At 71.5% G+C, this 13,757-nt stretch carries 13 protein-coding genes and 2 pseudogenes; 7 read left to right on the top strand and 8 right to left on the bottom strand.

Going from position 1 to position 13,757, the window contains the following annotated elements:
• Positions 1 to 281 precede the first annotated feature (281 nt).
• Together R2S09_RS14290 and R2S09_RS14285 are read right to left on the bottom strand one after the other, a co-directional pair.
• On the bottom strand, positions 282 to 482 hold the full coding sequence (locus R2S09_RS14290) for a hypothetical protein (RefSeq protein ID WP_306189628.1): 201 nt from the start codon (positions 480 to 482) through the stop codon (positions 282 to 284).
• Between the two features lie 317 nt (positions 483 to 799).
• Positions 800 to 1,612, bottom strand: a complete 813-nt coding sequence (locus R2S09_RS14285) for a TetR/AcrR family transcriptional regulator (RefSeq protein ID WP_316741369.1) — start codon at positions 1,610 to 1,612, stop codon at positions 800 to 802.
• A 304-nt stretch (positions 1,613 to 1,916) separates the two neighbouring features.
• Between R2S09_RS14285 and R2S09_RS14280 the strand changes: the two genes are divergently transcribed.
• Positions 1,917 to 3,629, top strand: coding sequence for an MFS transporter (locus R2S09_RS14280; protein WP_316741367.1), 1,713 nt, complete (start codon positions 1,917 to 1,919; stop codon positions 3,627 to 3,629).
• 36 nt (positions 3,630 to 3,665) lie between these two features.
• A pseudogene (locus tag R2S09_RS14275) lies at positions 3,666 to 3,788 on the top strand (ADP-ribosylglycohydrolase family protein); the annotation flags it as partial.
• A 296-nt stretch (positions 3,789 to 4,084) separates the two neighbouring features.
• Here R2S09_RS14275 and R2S09_RS14270 read toward each other — a convergent pair.
• Both R2S09_RS14270 and R2S09_RS14265 read right to left on the bottom strand, forming a co-directional pair.
• Entirely contained in the window at positions 4,085 to 4,498 is a 414-nt protein-coding gene (locus R2S09_RS14270) for a VOC family protein (protein WP_306189625.1), read from the bottom strand.
• Between the two features lie 48 nt (positions 4,499 to 4,546).
• Complete coding sequence (locus tag R2S09_RS14265; RefSeq protein WP_306189624.1) at positions 4,547 to 5,320, bottom strand: class I SAM-dependent methyltransferase; 774 nt, start codon at positions 5,318 to 5,320, stop codon at positions 4,547 to 4,549.
• A 175-nt stretch (positions 5,321 to 5,495) separates the two neighbouring features.
• Between R2S09_RS14265 and R2S09_RS14260 the strand changes: the two genes are divergently transcribed.
• The gene (locus R2S09_RS14260) at positions 5,496 to 6,155 is read left to right on the top strand and encodes a DUF1707 domain-containing protein (RefSeq protein ID WP_306189623.1); all 660 of its coding nucleotides are present in this window, start codon (positions 5,496 to 5,498) and stop codon (positions 6,153 to 6,155) included.
• 46 nt (positions 6,156 to 6,201) lie between these two features.
• On the opposite strand, the gene R2S09_RS14255 is transcribed toward R2S09_RS14260, so the two are convergent.
• Positions 6,202 to 7,950 (bottom strand): TIGR03767 family metallophosphoesterase, encoded by a 1,749-nt coding sequence (locus tag R2S09_RS14255; protein ID WP_316741364.1) that lies wholly within the window; start codon positions 7,948 to 7,950, stop codon positions 6,202 to 6,204.
• Between the two features lie 391 nt (positions 7,951 to 8,341).
• Here R2S09_RS14255 and R2S09_RS14250 point away from each other — a divergent pair, with 391 nt between their 5' ends.
• The 3 genes and pseudogenes from R2S09_RS14250 to R2S09_RS40560 all read left to right on the top strand — a co-directional run bounded on the left by R2S09_RS14250 (position 8,342) and on the right by R2S09_RS40560 (position 10,489).
• Positions 8,342 to 9,157 (top strand): ABC transporter ATP-binding protein, encoded by an 816-nt coding sequence (locus R2S09_RS14250; protein ID WP_316741363.1) that lies wholly within the window; start codon positions 8,342 to 8,344, stop codon positions 9,155 to 9,157.
• Positions 9,154 to 10,361, top strand: a pseudogene (locus R2S09_RS14245) (ABC transporter permease); the annotation flags it as partial. The gene R2S09_RS14250 and the pseudogene R2S09_RS14245, both read left to right, overlap by 4 nt.
• A gap of 2 nt (positions 10,362 to 10,363) precedes the next feature.
• On the top strand, positions 10,364 to 10,489 hold the full coding sequence (locus tag R2S09_RS40560; protein ID WP_372337739.1) for a hypothetical protein: 126 nt from the start codon (positions 10,364 to 10,366) through the stop codon (positions 10,487 to 10,489).
• 30 nt (positions 10,490 to 10,519) lie between these two features.
• On the opposite strand, the gene R2S09_RS14240 is transcribed toward R2S09_RS40560, so the two are convergent.
• Positions 10,520 to 11,047, bottom strand: a complete 528-nt coding sequence (locus R2S09_RS14240) for a hypothetical protein (RefSeq protein WP_316741362.1) — start codon at positions 11,045 to 11,047, stop codon at positions 10,520 to 10,522.
• Between the two features lie 176 nt (positions 11,048 to 11,223).
• On the opposite strand from R2S09_RS14240, the gene R2S09_RS14235 reads away from it, so the two are divergent.
• Positions 11,224 to 11,568: a hypothetical protein gene (locus R2S09_RS14235; RefSeq protein ID WP_306189619.1), complete on the top strand. Its 345-nt coding sequence runs from the start codon at positions 11,224 to 11,226 to the stop codon at positions 11,566 to 11,568.
• A gap of 94 nt (positions 11,569 to 11,662) precedes the next feature.
• Here the strand turns inward: R2S09_RS14235 and R2S09_RS14230 are convergent, their stop codons facing one another.
• Both R2S09_RS14230 and R2S09_RS14225 read right to left on the bottom strand, forming a co-directional pair.
• Positions 11,663 to 11,986 (bottom strand): trypco2 family protein, encoded by a 324-nt coding sequence (locus R2S09_RS14230; RefSeq protein WP_306189618.1) that lies wholly within the window; start codon positions 11,984 to 11,986, stop codon positions 11,663 to 11,665.
• A 123-nt stretch (positions 11,987 to 12,109) separates the two neighbouring features.
• Positions 12,110 to 13,621 (bottom strand): glycoside hydrolase family 71 protein, encoded by a 1,512-nt coding sequence (locus tag R2S09_RS14225; protein ID WP_316741360.1) that lies wholly within the window; start codon positions 13,619 to 13,621, stop codon positions 12,110 to 12,112.
• Positions 13,622 to 13,757: the final 136 nt, after the last annotated feature.

Genomic DNA, 13,757 nt, shown 5'->3' with positions numbered 1-13,757 from the left:
GTTCTTCGCGAGCGTGCGGTGAAACACAGACACAAAAACTACGACCAATGTATGCAACCCGCCCCTCGCCGGATTCATTCCCACCGCTGAAGAACCTGGTCAGAACACTGACCGTGCCCCGGCCAGTGCCTCTCGGCTCCCGAGCTGCTCGCTGGTGGCCAGGGCGGTCCTCCGGTCCCTGCGGAGGACGACATCGGTGCCCCGATGGCGAGGATGCCGGTGCCCGGCGGTGCGGCGGGTCGGGGGCGAGCTGGTCGGGCCGTGGAAGGTGCGGATGAGCATCAGCGTGCCCGCATGACCTTCCGCCGGCTCGTAGGAACTCGGTAGGTGATGCCCGGCGCGATCTGCGCGTCGTCCGCCAGCCGGACCCGGTCGACCGCGTTCGCCGTGCCGGTCCCGGCACCCAGAACCGTCGCGCTGATCGCGAGCGCCGTCACCGCCGAGGCGGCCGCCGCGCGCAACCGCAGTGCCTTTGGTGTCATGTGATCTCCCGTCGGATGAGCCCCCCCGGCTGGGGCACCCAAGAACACTGTCCACGCCATGACAATCGGAACCGGGGAACAACGTGAGGCGCCGTGCTGACGGTGCGGCGAATGCCCGGGGCCCGGTGGGCGTTGTTCACGAGTGCTCGTCGCCTGACTCGCAGGACCGGACGGGATGCGGGGGCGGAGCGGTGCCTTCCAGCCCGCCCCCGCTCCCGCTCCCGCCCCCGGCTCCCACCCCGCCTCCCGGCCCGGTCACGGCAGCGTTGACTCATCGCTGCGTCCATGGCCGCACGGCGTGCCGGACGTGCCGCGGATCAGGTGGCGTCCGCTGCCCGGCCGTCGTCCGAAGGCGCACGCTTCGTGGCGTCGGGCAGGTAGCTCGCCAGGCCGCGCAGGATGATCTCCAGGCCGATGTCGAACCTCTCGTCGGAGGAGTCCGTCACCATCATTACCGCCAGGGCGCGCAGATGGGGGAAGTCCTGCGCGGGCAGGGACGCGAAGTAGTCCTGCATCTCCTCGGCCATCTCCCGCCAGTCGGGGCGGGCCAGGGAGGCGTCCTCACCGCCCTGCCCGGCGGCCCGGTCCTGCCACATGCCCTCCTCCAGGACGAACCCGTCGATGTAGGTGGAGATGAGATCACCGGCCTCCGCCGCGATCCGGTCGGGCAGTCCGGCGGTACGGAAGATGGCGAGCAACGACTCGACGTGCGGCAGCAGTTCGGCGGTGAAGGGGACGTGTGCCATGGAGATCCTGGCCATGTCCCGGTGGGACAGCAGGCGCCGGCGTCCAGCGCGGGCGTAGTCGCGTACCTGCTCCTGCCAGCGGTCAGGATCCGGTCGGGGCAGTTCGAAGCCGTCGAAGAGCCGGGTGTACATCAGCTCCAGGAGGTCGTCCTTGGAGCTGACATGGGCGTAGAGGGCGGAGACCGTGACCCCCAGTTCGGCCGCCACCTGACGCATCGACAGTCCGTCGAGCCCTTGCCGGTCCAGCACGGTGAAGGCGGCCTCGACGATCCGCTCACGTGACAGCGGTGTTCGCGCGACGGCGGCGCGGGTCCGAGCGGGGCGCTCTCGCTCCCAGGGGGACGGCGGGGGAGGTACGGGGGTGCTGTCGGCCGGGTCGGTCATGACCACAGTCTAGGCATGGGTAGAACAGTGTTCTCCTTCGGCGAGCGGCGTTCATGCGGGTCGGAGCCGGGTCCGAGCCGGCTCGACGCGATATATCTTGTCTCGGCGGCGAGGTTGCGCTATATCTTGGTTAACGCCGTTCTCTCGGTGAGCAGTGTTCTGCTACGGTGAACAGTGTTCGCCTCTCCGTGGCGTTCGGTCATCCGTCTTCACGGGCCGGATCAGCGGCCCGGACAAGTCACATCCATCCGTCCCACCGCGCCCCGGGTCACCACCCGACGCGGTTCTTCTGCGAGGAGTTCCGATGTCCACCACCGGTGTCGCGCCCGACGAGGCGCTCACCGATTCGCCGGCGCCCTACCGGTGGCGCTGGGCTGCCCTCTTCGTGATCCTCGCGGCCGAGGTGATGGACCTCCTCGACGCCGTTGTCACGAACATCGCCGGCCCCTCCATGCGGGCCGACCTCGGCGGCGGAGCCTCCACCCTGCAATGGCTCGCCGCCGCGTACACCCTGTCGATGGCCGTCGGGCTCGTCACCGGAGGGCGGCTCGGCGACATTCACGGCCGCCGCCGGATGTTCCTGGTCGGTGCGGCCGGCTTCACCCTTGGTTCGTTGCTGTGCGCGGTGTCCGTGGCGCCCGAGATGCTGATCGCCGCACGCGTCGTGCAGGGACTGTTCGGCGCGGTGATGCTGCCGCAGGGCCTGGGCATGATCAAGGAGATGTTCCCGCCGAAGGAGTCGCAGAAGGCCTTCGGCATGTTCGGCCCGGTCATGGGGCTGTCCGCGGTGTGCGGGCCGATCCTGGCGGGCTGGCTCGTGGACGCGGACTACTTCGGCACCGGCTGGCGGATGATCTTCCTGATCAACCTGCCGCTGGGTGCCGCGGCGTTCCTCGGCGCCGTGCGCTACCTGCCCAGGGGCCGGTCGGGCGACAAGCCGCGCCTGGACATCCCCGGCATGCTGCTGGTCTCGCTGGCCGCGCTGCTCATCATCTTCCCCCTGGTCCAGGGGCGTGAGTACGACTGGCCCGTATGGACGTTCGTGATGATGGCCGCCTCGGTGGTCGTGTTCGTCGTCTTCGCCAGGTACGAATCGCGGCGCAGCAAGACCGGACGGGACCCGCTGGTCGTCCCCAGCCTCTTCCGCAAGCGCGGGTTCAGCGGCGGTATGACCCTCGGGCTGGTCTTCTTCTCGACCATGCAGGGCTTCATGCTGGTCTTCAACCTCTACACCCAGATCGGGCTGGGCTACTCGCCCCTCAAGGCGGGACTGGTGATGGTGCCCTGGTCGGGCGGCATGATCGTCGGCTTCGGGATCGCCCAGGGTGTCGCCCGGTTCGGACGTGCCGTCCTGCAGGTGGGCGCGCTGGTCATGGCGGCCGGCGTGTTCGGCGTGTGGCTCACCCTCGAGATGGTGGGCAGCGGCGTCGGCCCCTGGCAGCTCCTGCCGTCCCTGCTCGTCACCGGCATCGGGATGGGCCTGCTCATGGCGCCGTTCTTCGACATCGTGCTCGCCAGCGTCGAGCAGCACGAGACGGGTTCGGCATCCGGCACCATGACCGCGATGCAGCAGCTCGGGGGCGCCTTCGGCGTGGCCCTCCTCGGCACCGTGTTCTTCGGCCTGCTGGGCGGCGGGATCGCCGGCGCCGTCGACCACCGCTCGGACGGCCTGCGGCAGCAACTGGCCGCCGCGCACGTCGCGCCCGCAGCTCAGGACCGCGTCGTGGTGGACCTGCGTGCGTGCTCCTCGGACCGCGCCGTCGCCAAGGACCCCGCCGCGACCCCCGCGTCCTGCGCGCGCCTGGAGAGGGACACCCGGGCCGCCGTGACCTCCCCTCAGGCCGGGGCACGCGTGCCCACCGCACTGAAGACCACCTCGCAGTCGGCCTTCCGCAGCGGCTTCGGCTCGGTCATGAAGACGGTGCTGTGGATCGTCGACGCCATGCTCGCCCTGACCTTCCTGCTCGCGTTCCTCCTGCCGCGCCACGCACGCCCAGAGGGACCAGCCGGGCATTGAGCCCCGGCCCGCCCGGCATCGCCCCACGGGACGACGGATGCGATACCTGCCCGGTGGACCGAGCCCTTGCACATCCCCCTGCCAGGGTTCGGCGGACGGGTGCTGCGTCTGGCCGATCTGATCGATCTCGCCCACCGCCTCGGGGCCGGGACGGACTGACGCAGTCATCGGTCGAGGCGCGGGTCCACCCTCCGTGGTTGAAGGCGGTGCGGACAGGGCCAGTGTGACGGTTGATCAACTCCTGCGCTCTGTCAGTGGGGCCAGGGTTACCCGGTGACCGTCGACACGGGGCAGCAGGAGTCGGAGGTGACGCTGTCCAAGGCCTGACCTCAAGGGCCATGGGGCCGGCCGGCACCACTGGTCGCGGGCGCCCGGCTGTCGCCGGTCCCCGGGTCCGCCCCGGGGCCGGCCATGGCCCGCGGGATCTCGTCGACGAACTCCGGGGACCGGTCGGCCTACTGGTCGCGCTTGGGCCAGATGAGGCCCTGATCGGTCCAGATGACACCCTTGTTGCGGCAGAGGCAGAAGGGGTGGCCGACGGGGTCGGCGTAGACGCGGAAACCGTAGCCGTCGGGGCCGACGCAGTCCCGTCGCAGGGTCGCGCCGAGGGCCAGGACGCGACGCTGTTCGGCCTCGATGTCGTCGACTTCGAAGTCGAGGTGGAACTGCTTGGGGTGCTCGCTGTCGGGCCACTGCGGGGCGCGGTAGTCCTCCACCCGGGTGAAGGCCAGTTCGATCTCGCCGAGCTGGATACCGGCCCAGTTCTCGTCGCTGCCTTCCTTGACCGGGAGCCCCGTCACCTCGGAGTAGAAGGCTGCCAGCTTCATCGTGTCCGGGCAATCGATGATGAAGTCGGTTAGTCGTAGCATCCCGCGATCTTGCCACAAGATCAAATGAGCCGGACTTTGAGACAGGTCCTAGTCGTCCGAGCCGGTAGCCGACGGCGGTACCTCGACGACGAAGAACAGGAAGGTGGGCCTGGTCGAAAGGTCGTCGAAGCCGTCGGGGAACAGTGCGCGGGCTGCCGGGTCGGGCTGCGGTTCGCTGATGGTGGCAAGGCGGAAGCCGGCGGCGGTGAAGGCCTCGGTCATCGCGCGCAACGACTTGCGCCAGAACCTCATCGGGGCGGACCGCCCGTTGAACGTCCAGTCGAAGGTGTAGCTGGTGGTCGCGAAGTAGTCGGGCCGAGGATCCTGGCACGTGTAGGCCACGAAGGGGTGGTCCACCGACGCGATCAGCCGGCCGCCGGGCCTGAGCACCCGCCGGAACTCGGCCAGCGTCGGCCCCCAGTCCTCCAGGTAGTGCAGGACCAGCGACGCGACCACGTCGTCGAACGCGCCGTCGCCGAAGGGCAGAGGGCCGCTGAGGTCGGCCGTGTGGAGGGCTGCGTCGTCACCGAGCCGATCCCTGGCCAGCGCCAGCATCCCGGCGCTGGCGTCGACGCCGGTGACGACGGCACCGCGGTCGCGCAGCGCTGCCGACAGGGGCCCCGAGCCGCAGCCGGCGTCCAGGATCCGACGGCCGGTCACGTCCCCGGCGAGGGCGAGTATCGCGGGCCGCTCGTAGTACGCGTTCACGAGACTGTTCTCGTTCTCCGCCGCGTACGCCTCGGCGAAACTGTCGTAGTCGTTCACCCGGATCCGGTCCGCGGGCCGGGCGAAGCCCTCGGGCACGTCGGTTGCGCGTTCCATCGCCGCAGCCTAGTGGTCGCATGATCCGCCGGACAGGCCAGGCCGTGAACCGACGCTGACCATCGCACTTCCCTGTTCGCGTCTTGGCCGGGATGCGTGTCGCGATATAACTTAATCTTTCAGTCGCGCCGCTGCCGGCGTCGCGTGGAGACGTTCGACAGATCAGGACGGAAGCATGTCGGGAGAGATCTCGCCCACCGGGAAGCGCTCCGCCTCCGGCTCGTCGCCCGAGCTGCGGGCCTCTCATGCGGACCGGGACCGGGCCGTGGATGCGCTGCGTGTCGCGGCAGGAGACGGCCGACTGACCGCGGAGGAGTTGGACGAGCGCCTGGAGGCCGCCCTGTCGGCGCGGACCATGGGTGAACTGGCCGCGCTCACCGCGGACCTGCCGCCCGCATGGGCTACGGGTGCCATGACCGGAGCAGAGGCCAAGGACGTCGTCCGGATCGAACAGGTCCACAGCGGCGCGGTCGAGCGCGTGGGGCGCTGGGTGGTGCCGCGGAGGCTGGAGCTCGCGGTGCAGTGGTGCGAGGTGACGCTCGACTTCACCGACGCCGTGATCACGCACGACACCCTGCGGATCGATGTGGACATGGCGGGGAAGACCCTGACGCTGGTCACCAGGCCGGGCATCGTGGTCGATAGCGACGGCCTGCAGCTGGTGCACTGCAGGGTCAAGTACCGTCAGTCTCCGGCGAGTCCTGATGTGCCGGTCGTTCTGCGAGTCGAGTTGGCCGGTCAGAAGGCCCACGGCCGCGTGGTGGTACGGCCCCCGCGGCGAACGTTCGGGCAGTGGCTGCTGCGCAGGCCCACGTCCTCTTCCGCGGGTGATTGACCCCATCGTGGTGAGCCGGTGGCCCGGCCAAGGTGAACGGGGGGCCTCAGCCCTTCTTCAGCAGTAGCTCCGTGTTGCGGTCGCGCGGGTCGCCCTGGAGGGTGAGGGAGCCTTCGTGCGCGTTGAACGAGAGTTCCCGGTAGAGGGCGGCGAGGCCGGTCTGGGACAGGTCGGTGAAGTCCGTGCGGTGCGGAGCGGCGGACTCGATCAGGGTGGTGTGCAGGGAGAGCGTGCCGTCCTTGTTGTCCACGAGCTCGATGAGCCGGGCCAGTTGCGGGAAGTCGACGTGGGAGGCGGTGGAGATCTCCCAGAAGGAGTGGCCGCCGCTGCCGGTGTGCGGGGTGATGGTGTTGCGGTGCACATGGCCGTTGACCCAGGCGACGACGTTGCGGTGCCGGCCGAGCAGTGCGAGCAGTTCGTCGCCGTTGTAGCGCTTCTCGTCCGGGCGGGCGGGGTCCGGGCGCGGGGTGGTCATCGAGGTGCTGGTGTAGTGGCTGAAGACGATGGCGTACTCGTCCTTGTGCGCGTTCAGCGTGCGTTCCAGCCAGGCCATCTGGGCCGCGCCGATCGAGCCGATGAAGTTGCCCCGCGGGTCGGTGGTGTCGAGGCTGATGCCGACGACGTGGTCGGAGACGCGGAAGGAGTAATACTGGGTGCGCTCCGCGAGGTTGGCCTGCGTGTAACCGTGGCCGACCGGGCCGGGGCCGGTGTACGCCGGGTCGAGGTGGGCCCTGACGTATTCGGCGGGCGTGAACAGGGCCCGGCGCTCGTCCGGGGTGACCGGGCGCATCGCGCGGGTGTGGGACTTCAGCAGGTCGCGCAGGCCCAGGCCCTTGGGGTCGGAGCCGTCGTAGATGCTCTGCTGCAGCTTGCGGGCCTCGGCGGCGGTCACGGTGTACAGCTTGCGGTCGCCGGTGGCGAACTCGGTGAGGTAGGAGTCCCCGTGCCCGAAGCAGCCGCCCAGGATGGAGTCGTGGTTGCCGACGGTGGAGTACCAGGGGAGGTTCAGGCCGGGACTGCGCACCTCGCGGGTCGCGGCCCGCAGGAAGCTCTCCAGGTGCGGGAAGCCGCGCTGCTTGTACTGGTCGCGGACGGTGGCCTCGGGCTGCCAGTACAGGCTCAGGCCGCTGCTCAGGGCGCCCTCGTAGTGGCGCGGGTCGCCCGAGTCGGGGGTGATGCGGCCGCCGCTGAGCACTTTCAGGTACCAGTCCAGCTCGATGCGGGAGTTGTTGTCGTTGTTGTCGCCGGTGGTGATGGCGAACTCCAGGGCGCTGCCGGTGACCGGCGCGCCGCGCAGCGCGTTGACCCGCTCGACCAGGGAGATGGCGCCCTGCACGGTGAGCGCCTCCTGCGGGCGCCAGGCGTGCGGCGAGCCGGCCTGCAGGAACTCCGTGCGCAACGGGTGCTGGCTGTCCATCACATGGAGGTCGGTGAGCTGTACGAACGCGGCGAGCGCGGTACGCCGCCCGGCGCGACCCGCCTTGGGCCGGGCCAGTTCGCCGCGCACGACCCGGCTCCAGCCGGGGCCGTCGCCGAGACGGCGGTAGCCGGAGCCGTTGCGGGCCGCCGCGACCGTGGCGAGCGTGGTGCCCTTCGTGTACGGGGCGAGGGGCGCGGCCGGTGCCTGCCGGGAGTGGGCCGTGGGCACCTCCCCCTGGGCAGGGTCGGCGGCGGCCCGGCCCTCCCCGGGCCGCAGGGCGAGTCCGACACCCGCGGTGAGGGACGCCGCCCCGGCGGCGAGCAGGGTGCGACGGTGCAGAGCGGCCCTCGTGGCGACAGAGCGTGTGCGCGACATGTGCGGTCTCCCCGATGCGAACGCGTCAGTGAGCAGTGGTCGCGGGGCCGTCGCTGTCGCGGACGTCCCGCTCGTTCTGGATCGTCGGCACCGGCGGTGACCTGGGCGCGAACACGAACTCAACACACGACGCCGATAACCGTACGTGGATCTTGAACCACCCTGAGTGTTCACGACCGCTCGCCGGAAGGCCGTGGGGCGGTCACTCCGTGTTCACGCCGCGGGGTAGCGGCCTCGCCGCTCTTGAGCGGCATCGACGGGCCTCCGGCCGGCCTCCGGCGGGGCCTCGGGTTTTCCCCACCCGGGATCCGCCGGTGACCACCATGGTCCGCGATGACCGTGATCCGTAGCTTCGAGGCATCGGTTCGAAGAGATCGCGAGAGGGCGGACCATGAGGCTGCGCAAGGCCAAGGGGCAGAAGACGGATGACCGGCCGGAGGCCGAGGGCACATCCGGTCTCGCCGTCGAACTGCGCGGCGTCCGGCGGCAGTACGGCCGCGGCTCCGGCGCCGTGCACGCCCTGGCGGTCATCGACCTCGCCCTGCCGCGCGGCACCTTCACCGCCGTCATGGGCCCCTCCGGCTCCGGCAAGTCCACCTTCCTGCAGTGCGCCGCCGGCCTCGACCGGCCCTCGGCCGGCTCCGTGCGCCTCGGCGGTACGGAGATCACGGGCATGCGCGAGAACCAGCTCACCGAACTGCGACGCAGCCGCCTCGGCTTTGTCTTCCAGGCCTTCAACCTCCTGCCCTCCCTCACCGTCGAGCAGAACGTGCTGCTCCCGATGCGCCTCGCCGGGCAGCGCCAGGACCGCCGCCGGGCGGCCGAGGTGCTCGCGCGTGTCGGGCTCGCGCACAAGGCGCGGTGCCGTCCCGGCGAGCTCTCCGGCGGCCGGCAGCAGCGCGTCGCCATCGCGCGCGCCCTGGTCACCAGCCCGGACGTGATCTTCGCGGACGAACCCACCGGGGCCCTCGACACCGGCACCGCCACAGAGGTCCTCGGCCTGCTCCGGCAGGCGGTGGACGCCCTCGGGGCCACCGTCGTCATGGTCACCCACGACCCGGCCGCGGCCGCATGGGCCGACCGCGTGCTGTTCCTCGCGGACGGCGTCTTCGCCGGCGGCCTCGACCGCGGCTCGGCGGAGCGGATCGCGACCAGGATGGCCGCTCTCACCTCCCGTACCGGCGCGATGGTGGGGGCCGCGGCGTGAGGAGACTCGCCCCCAACGGCCTCGCCCGCGCGGCCGTGCGCTGCAAACCCGCGACGTTCGCGGGCACGTTCGTCGCGCTGATGATGGCGGCGCTGATCGTCTCCGCCTGCGGCATCCTCCTGGAGACGGGCGCCCGCGCCTCGGTGCCGCCCGAGCGGTACGCGAAGGCAGCGGTGGTCGTGGCGGCGGACCAGTACGCCCGCCTCGTCACGGGCAGCGGCGACAGCCGGTCAGAATCGGCGGACCCGCTGCCGGACGCGGCGCGCGTCGACGCCGCGCTGGCGGACCAGGCGGCCCGCGCGCCCGGAGCCAAGGCAGCGGTGCCGGACTTCACGTTCCCGGTGCGCCGGGGCGACGGCACGCTGACGGGACACGGCTGGGGGTCGCACGCCTTCACCGGAGCCGCACTCACCTCCGGGGCCGCGCCCCGTACCGGCGAGGTCGTGCTCGACGCCGCCGCCGCGCGGGTCGTGAAGGCCGGCGTCGGCGACACCGTCACGCTCGAAACCGCCACCGCGTGGTTCGCCGACGCCCGGTCTCCCGCGCTCGCCGGGCATCCCGGCAAGGCGACGCCATCGCCGTACTGGCCGGGGAAGGGGCGGACACCGACGCCCTCGCCGCCGGTGTGAAGAAGGCGCTCGCCGGCTCCGGCGCCAAGGTGCACACCGGCGACGACCGCGGCGCCGTCGACGACCGCGGGCTCGGGTACGCCAGGGAGACGCTCACCGGGCTCGGCGGCTCCTTCGGCGGGATCGCCGCCGTGGTCGCCGTCTCCACCGCGTCCGGCACGGTCGCGCTGTCCGTCGCCCAGCGCGCCCGGGAGTTCGCGCTGCTGCGCGCCGTCGGCGCCACCCCGCGGCAGATCCGCCGTGCGGTCGCCGCCGAGGCGCTGCTCGTCGCGCCGCTCGCCGGGCTGGTCGGCTGCCTGCCCGGGATCGGGCTCGCGCACTGGTGGTTCGGGCAGCTGAAGGCCCGCGGGGCCGTTCCGGACGCCGTGGATCTGCACGTCTCCTGGATCCCGGTCGTCGTCGCCGTCGGCACGGGGCTGCTGACCGCGCTCGCCGCCGGCTGGGCGGCCGGGCGCCGGCCCTCGAAGACCAAGCCGGGGCAGGCGCTCACCGAGGCGTCGGTGGAGCGGCTGAGGCCGGGCGTGATCCGTACGGTGCTGGGCCTGGGCGCCCTGGCCGGCGGCGGGTTCCTCACCTGATGCGTGGCCTCACCGACGAGGCGCCCTATGTACCTCCGCTGGTGTACGCGGCCTTCGCCGGGGGCGCGGTGGGACTGGGCCTCCTGGCAGTGACCCTGCCGGCCAGCGCGGCCCTGCGGCGCTGAGAGGCTTTGACGACGCCCCCTAGGTGACCCCTAGGTGTATGCCCCACCGGCGATCGCGGTGCGGGCTGTTTCGTCCAGGGGAGCGGAAGCGCCCATCGAGCAGAGCACGCCACCGTCGATGTGTCCGAGCCTGAGCCGGTTGACGGTCAAGGTGGCGCCGCCTTGGCCGATGGCCGTGGACTGCGTGTGTTCCACGAGGCGGATGTCCGTCCACGGGCAGGCGGCGATCTCGGTGGACCGAGTGAGGACGATGCCTCGATCGAAAAGGTACAGCCGCGCGATGCGATCGTCACGGCGCTTCTCGTGGCGCAGTGTCAGGGGGACCAGCGCGACCGCGAGGGCGAGGAAGGCCGCCCCGAGCCCGGTGACCGCCGCGCCGTACGGGCCGGCGACCAGGCCGTTGCCGGGGGGCAACGGTACGATCCCAAGCCCCGGGCCCAGGCAGCCGACGTCCCCGCCGCCGAGCGTCCGGGTTCCTCGTGCGGGGCCGAAGCCGAGCCGTTCCGCGAGCCGCATGACCTCGCGAGGGGGCGCGTGTCCATCGCCGGTCTCTCCCATCGAACCACCGTCCTCTCCCGTTCCTGTGTCCGTACCCGCGTCAGAGGCGCTGGGCACCCGGGCCGCTCGGTGAACCGTCGTCCCTCGGGTCCTGCCCGCCTGCTTCCCGCACGTATGCTGCCTGCCTGTGGGCCGGGCGCAGACTTCTCCTGCGACCCAGGGAGGGACGGTGCGACATGACGGCTCGAACGCCGGCCGAGCAGGAGCTGGCCCGCTCCTGGACCACCGGTGACGGCAGCGTCAGGTTCGGCGTCATCGATCTGGCGGTCGACCACCGTCCGGATCGCACCGCCGTGCTGACATACCAGCTCACCGTGGAACGGCGGTGCCGGCCGGGTGAGCGTTGGACGGTCACTTCGCCCTGGCACGACAAGTCCTTCGCCGACGTCCTCACCTCGTCGGCTCCGGACCCCGACCGGCTCCGGCAGCTTGTGCACCTCGTCCGTGCGCTGTTGGAGGAGTGGTGGGACACCAAGGATCACAACCGGCAGTCGGCGAGGATGGGGCGCCGGCTTTCCTGAGCGGGAGCGGGAGCGGAAGACGAAGTCGGTGTCCCATCCCGGCAGCCGACGCCGTCGCGGCCCGCGGTGACCAGGCGGTCGCGGGACACCGCCGTCAACTGGCCGAGGGCCTCGCCATGGACGCCGAACCGGACCGGCTCATGGTCCAGACGTATCCCTCCCGGTCGATTCCCAGCCGCGTGGGCCCTTTGTGCCGACATGGAAGGGAGCGTCCAGACGAGCAGCCGGCCCTGGGGGCCTGCTGCCGTCGCGAGATCGTGCGGTTGAAGCCCGCCCTGCCGTCCGCCGACCGTGTGGCGGCCACCTTCAGCTCGATCGTGATGCTCTGGACGGGGAACTGGATGTCCTGGTGGCTCCGATCGCGCTGAGCGGCGAGCAGCTCGGCACGCGGCGCCTGGACGGCCTCGGTGAGTCCCATCCCCGGCATCTCATGGTCCTCGCCCGCCATGCAGCCCCACTCGGCATCCACTGCTGTGCGGGACCAGTGTCGCGGGTCCGGTCGCCCGCAGAAGGCCGCCGACCGGATACGGGGCCGGGGACACTACCGGCGGCTGGAGACCGCGTAGTACTGGAGGTCCTGCACGGTGACCGTGCGCCGTACCGGAAAGCGGGTCGTGACGGCGGCGACGGTGCCCCCCGCGCGGCGGACCACGACCTCGGTGCGGCCGGAATCCAGGGGCAGGTGCTGGGCGTGCACGCCGACGGGAGCCCGGTAGGTGTGAGGTGTGGTGCCCACCCGCGCGGCGACGGTGGCGGGCGCGGTCAGGAAGGTGAGCAGCTCCACCTGGTCGCGCGGGGGAGCGGTGCCCGGACGCGGGCGCATCAGCTGCGGCTGGAGCGAGGCTGCCCCGGTGTCCGTGAACTGGACACGGGAGGTGACGTACACGGTGTCGCGGACGATCCGCGGCCAGGTCCCGGTCTTGAACCGGGTGAGGTAGTAGGAGGAGATGTCCAGGTAGGTGTGGCCGTTGTGCAGCGAGGGGGCGAACTGGCTGCCCTCCGAGTAGTCGTTCCAGGTGGTGAGCTGCACCCAGTCGGCGCCGTCGGAGATCGCGTGGTTCCAGGTGGAGCGCAGGGTGGCGGTGTTGCCGGCCTCGTCGTAGACGCCCTGGTCGGGCCGGGCGTCCTGCACGGACACGGCCTGCATCCACTTCTTGCCCAGGGAGTGGGCGAGTCGGATGTCGCCGGGAACGTTGTTCTGGCGGGTGTAGCTGCGGTTGCCCCAGGAGGAGAAGGCGTGGCTGATCGGTGCGAACCGCTCGGCATTGGCGCGGAAGTCCAGGAAGACCGGGACGAGGGCGGTGGCGATGCCGTGGTCGCGCAGCCGCGCCATGACCTGGCTCCACCAAGCCGGGTCCTGGGCCTCGGCCTTGAACGGGGAGACCACGAGTCGCCCGTCGCCCAGCCGGTACGCGGACGGCGACGCGGCGAGCAGGGCCAGCTGGTCGCCGAGGGTGCCCGGGTCGGTGTGCAGGGACGCCATGTCCGGCATCAGCACGATCCGGAAGCCCGGGTCGACGCGGTGCGCCGCCTGCAGGAGCAGGTCGACGCGCTCACGGTTGACGCCGGTCAGGGAGAGGATGTCGACGGTGAACCCGTCCAGCCCGGCGTCCCGGGCGGTCCTCACCTCCCGTTCCAGATTGGCCAGTTGCCAGTCGCCGTCGGCCGGCGGCACGGGCAGCGGCCGGTCGCGCAGCAGCCCGCCGTAGGAGGCGTGCCTGCCCTGCTCGCCCCGCGGTGTGAGGTAGTTGCGGGCGTAGTAGTCGTCCTCCGCGGGCTGGTTGTCGAGGGAGAGCGGATACGGGGGGAAGTAGTGCGCGAACACCAGATGCGGGCTGTCGCGCAGCACGTGGGGGCTCGGCAGGTCGAAAGGAAGCGCGGCGGCACTCGTGCGCCGGGTGCCGGGTGCGGTGTCCGTGCGGTCGAGGGCCAGCCCGGTGCCCGCGATCAGTGCGATCAGTACCAGCCCGGCCAGGGTGCCGAGTGCGGTGCGCCGGCGGCCGCCCGGCGGCCTTCGGTGGGCGCGCGTCGGACGAGCGGTGTGATCCGTCATGGGTGTCCTCCGCGGGCGCCGGTGGCCTTCGGTGCGAACTCTAGTGCGCCCGCCGCCCGTTGTGCGGCGAACCGCGCCGTACGGGCGGCTTCGTTCGTGATCGCCGCCCCGTCGGAGCGTCGTGGCGCCGGGCCGG

Origin of the sequence: Streptomyces sp. MK7 (assembly GCF_032658145.1) — a bacterium.
GTDB lineage: Bacteria > Actinomycetota > Actinomycetes > Streptomycetales > Streptomycetaceae > Streptomyces > Streptomyces spiralis.
The sequence above is the reverse complement of the archived record's forward strand: the minus strand, read 5'-3'. Positions and strand labels throughout refer to the sequence as shown.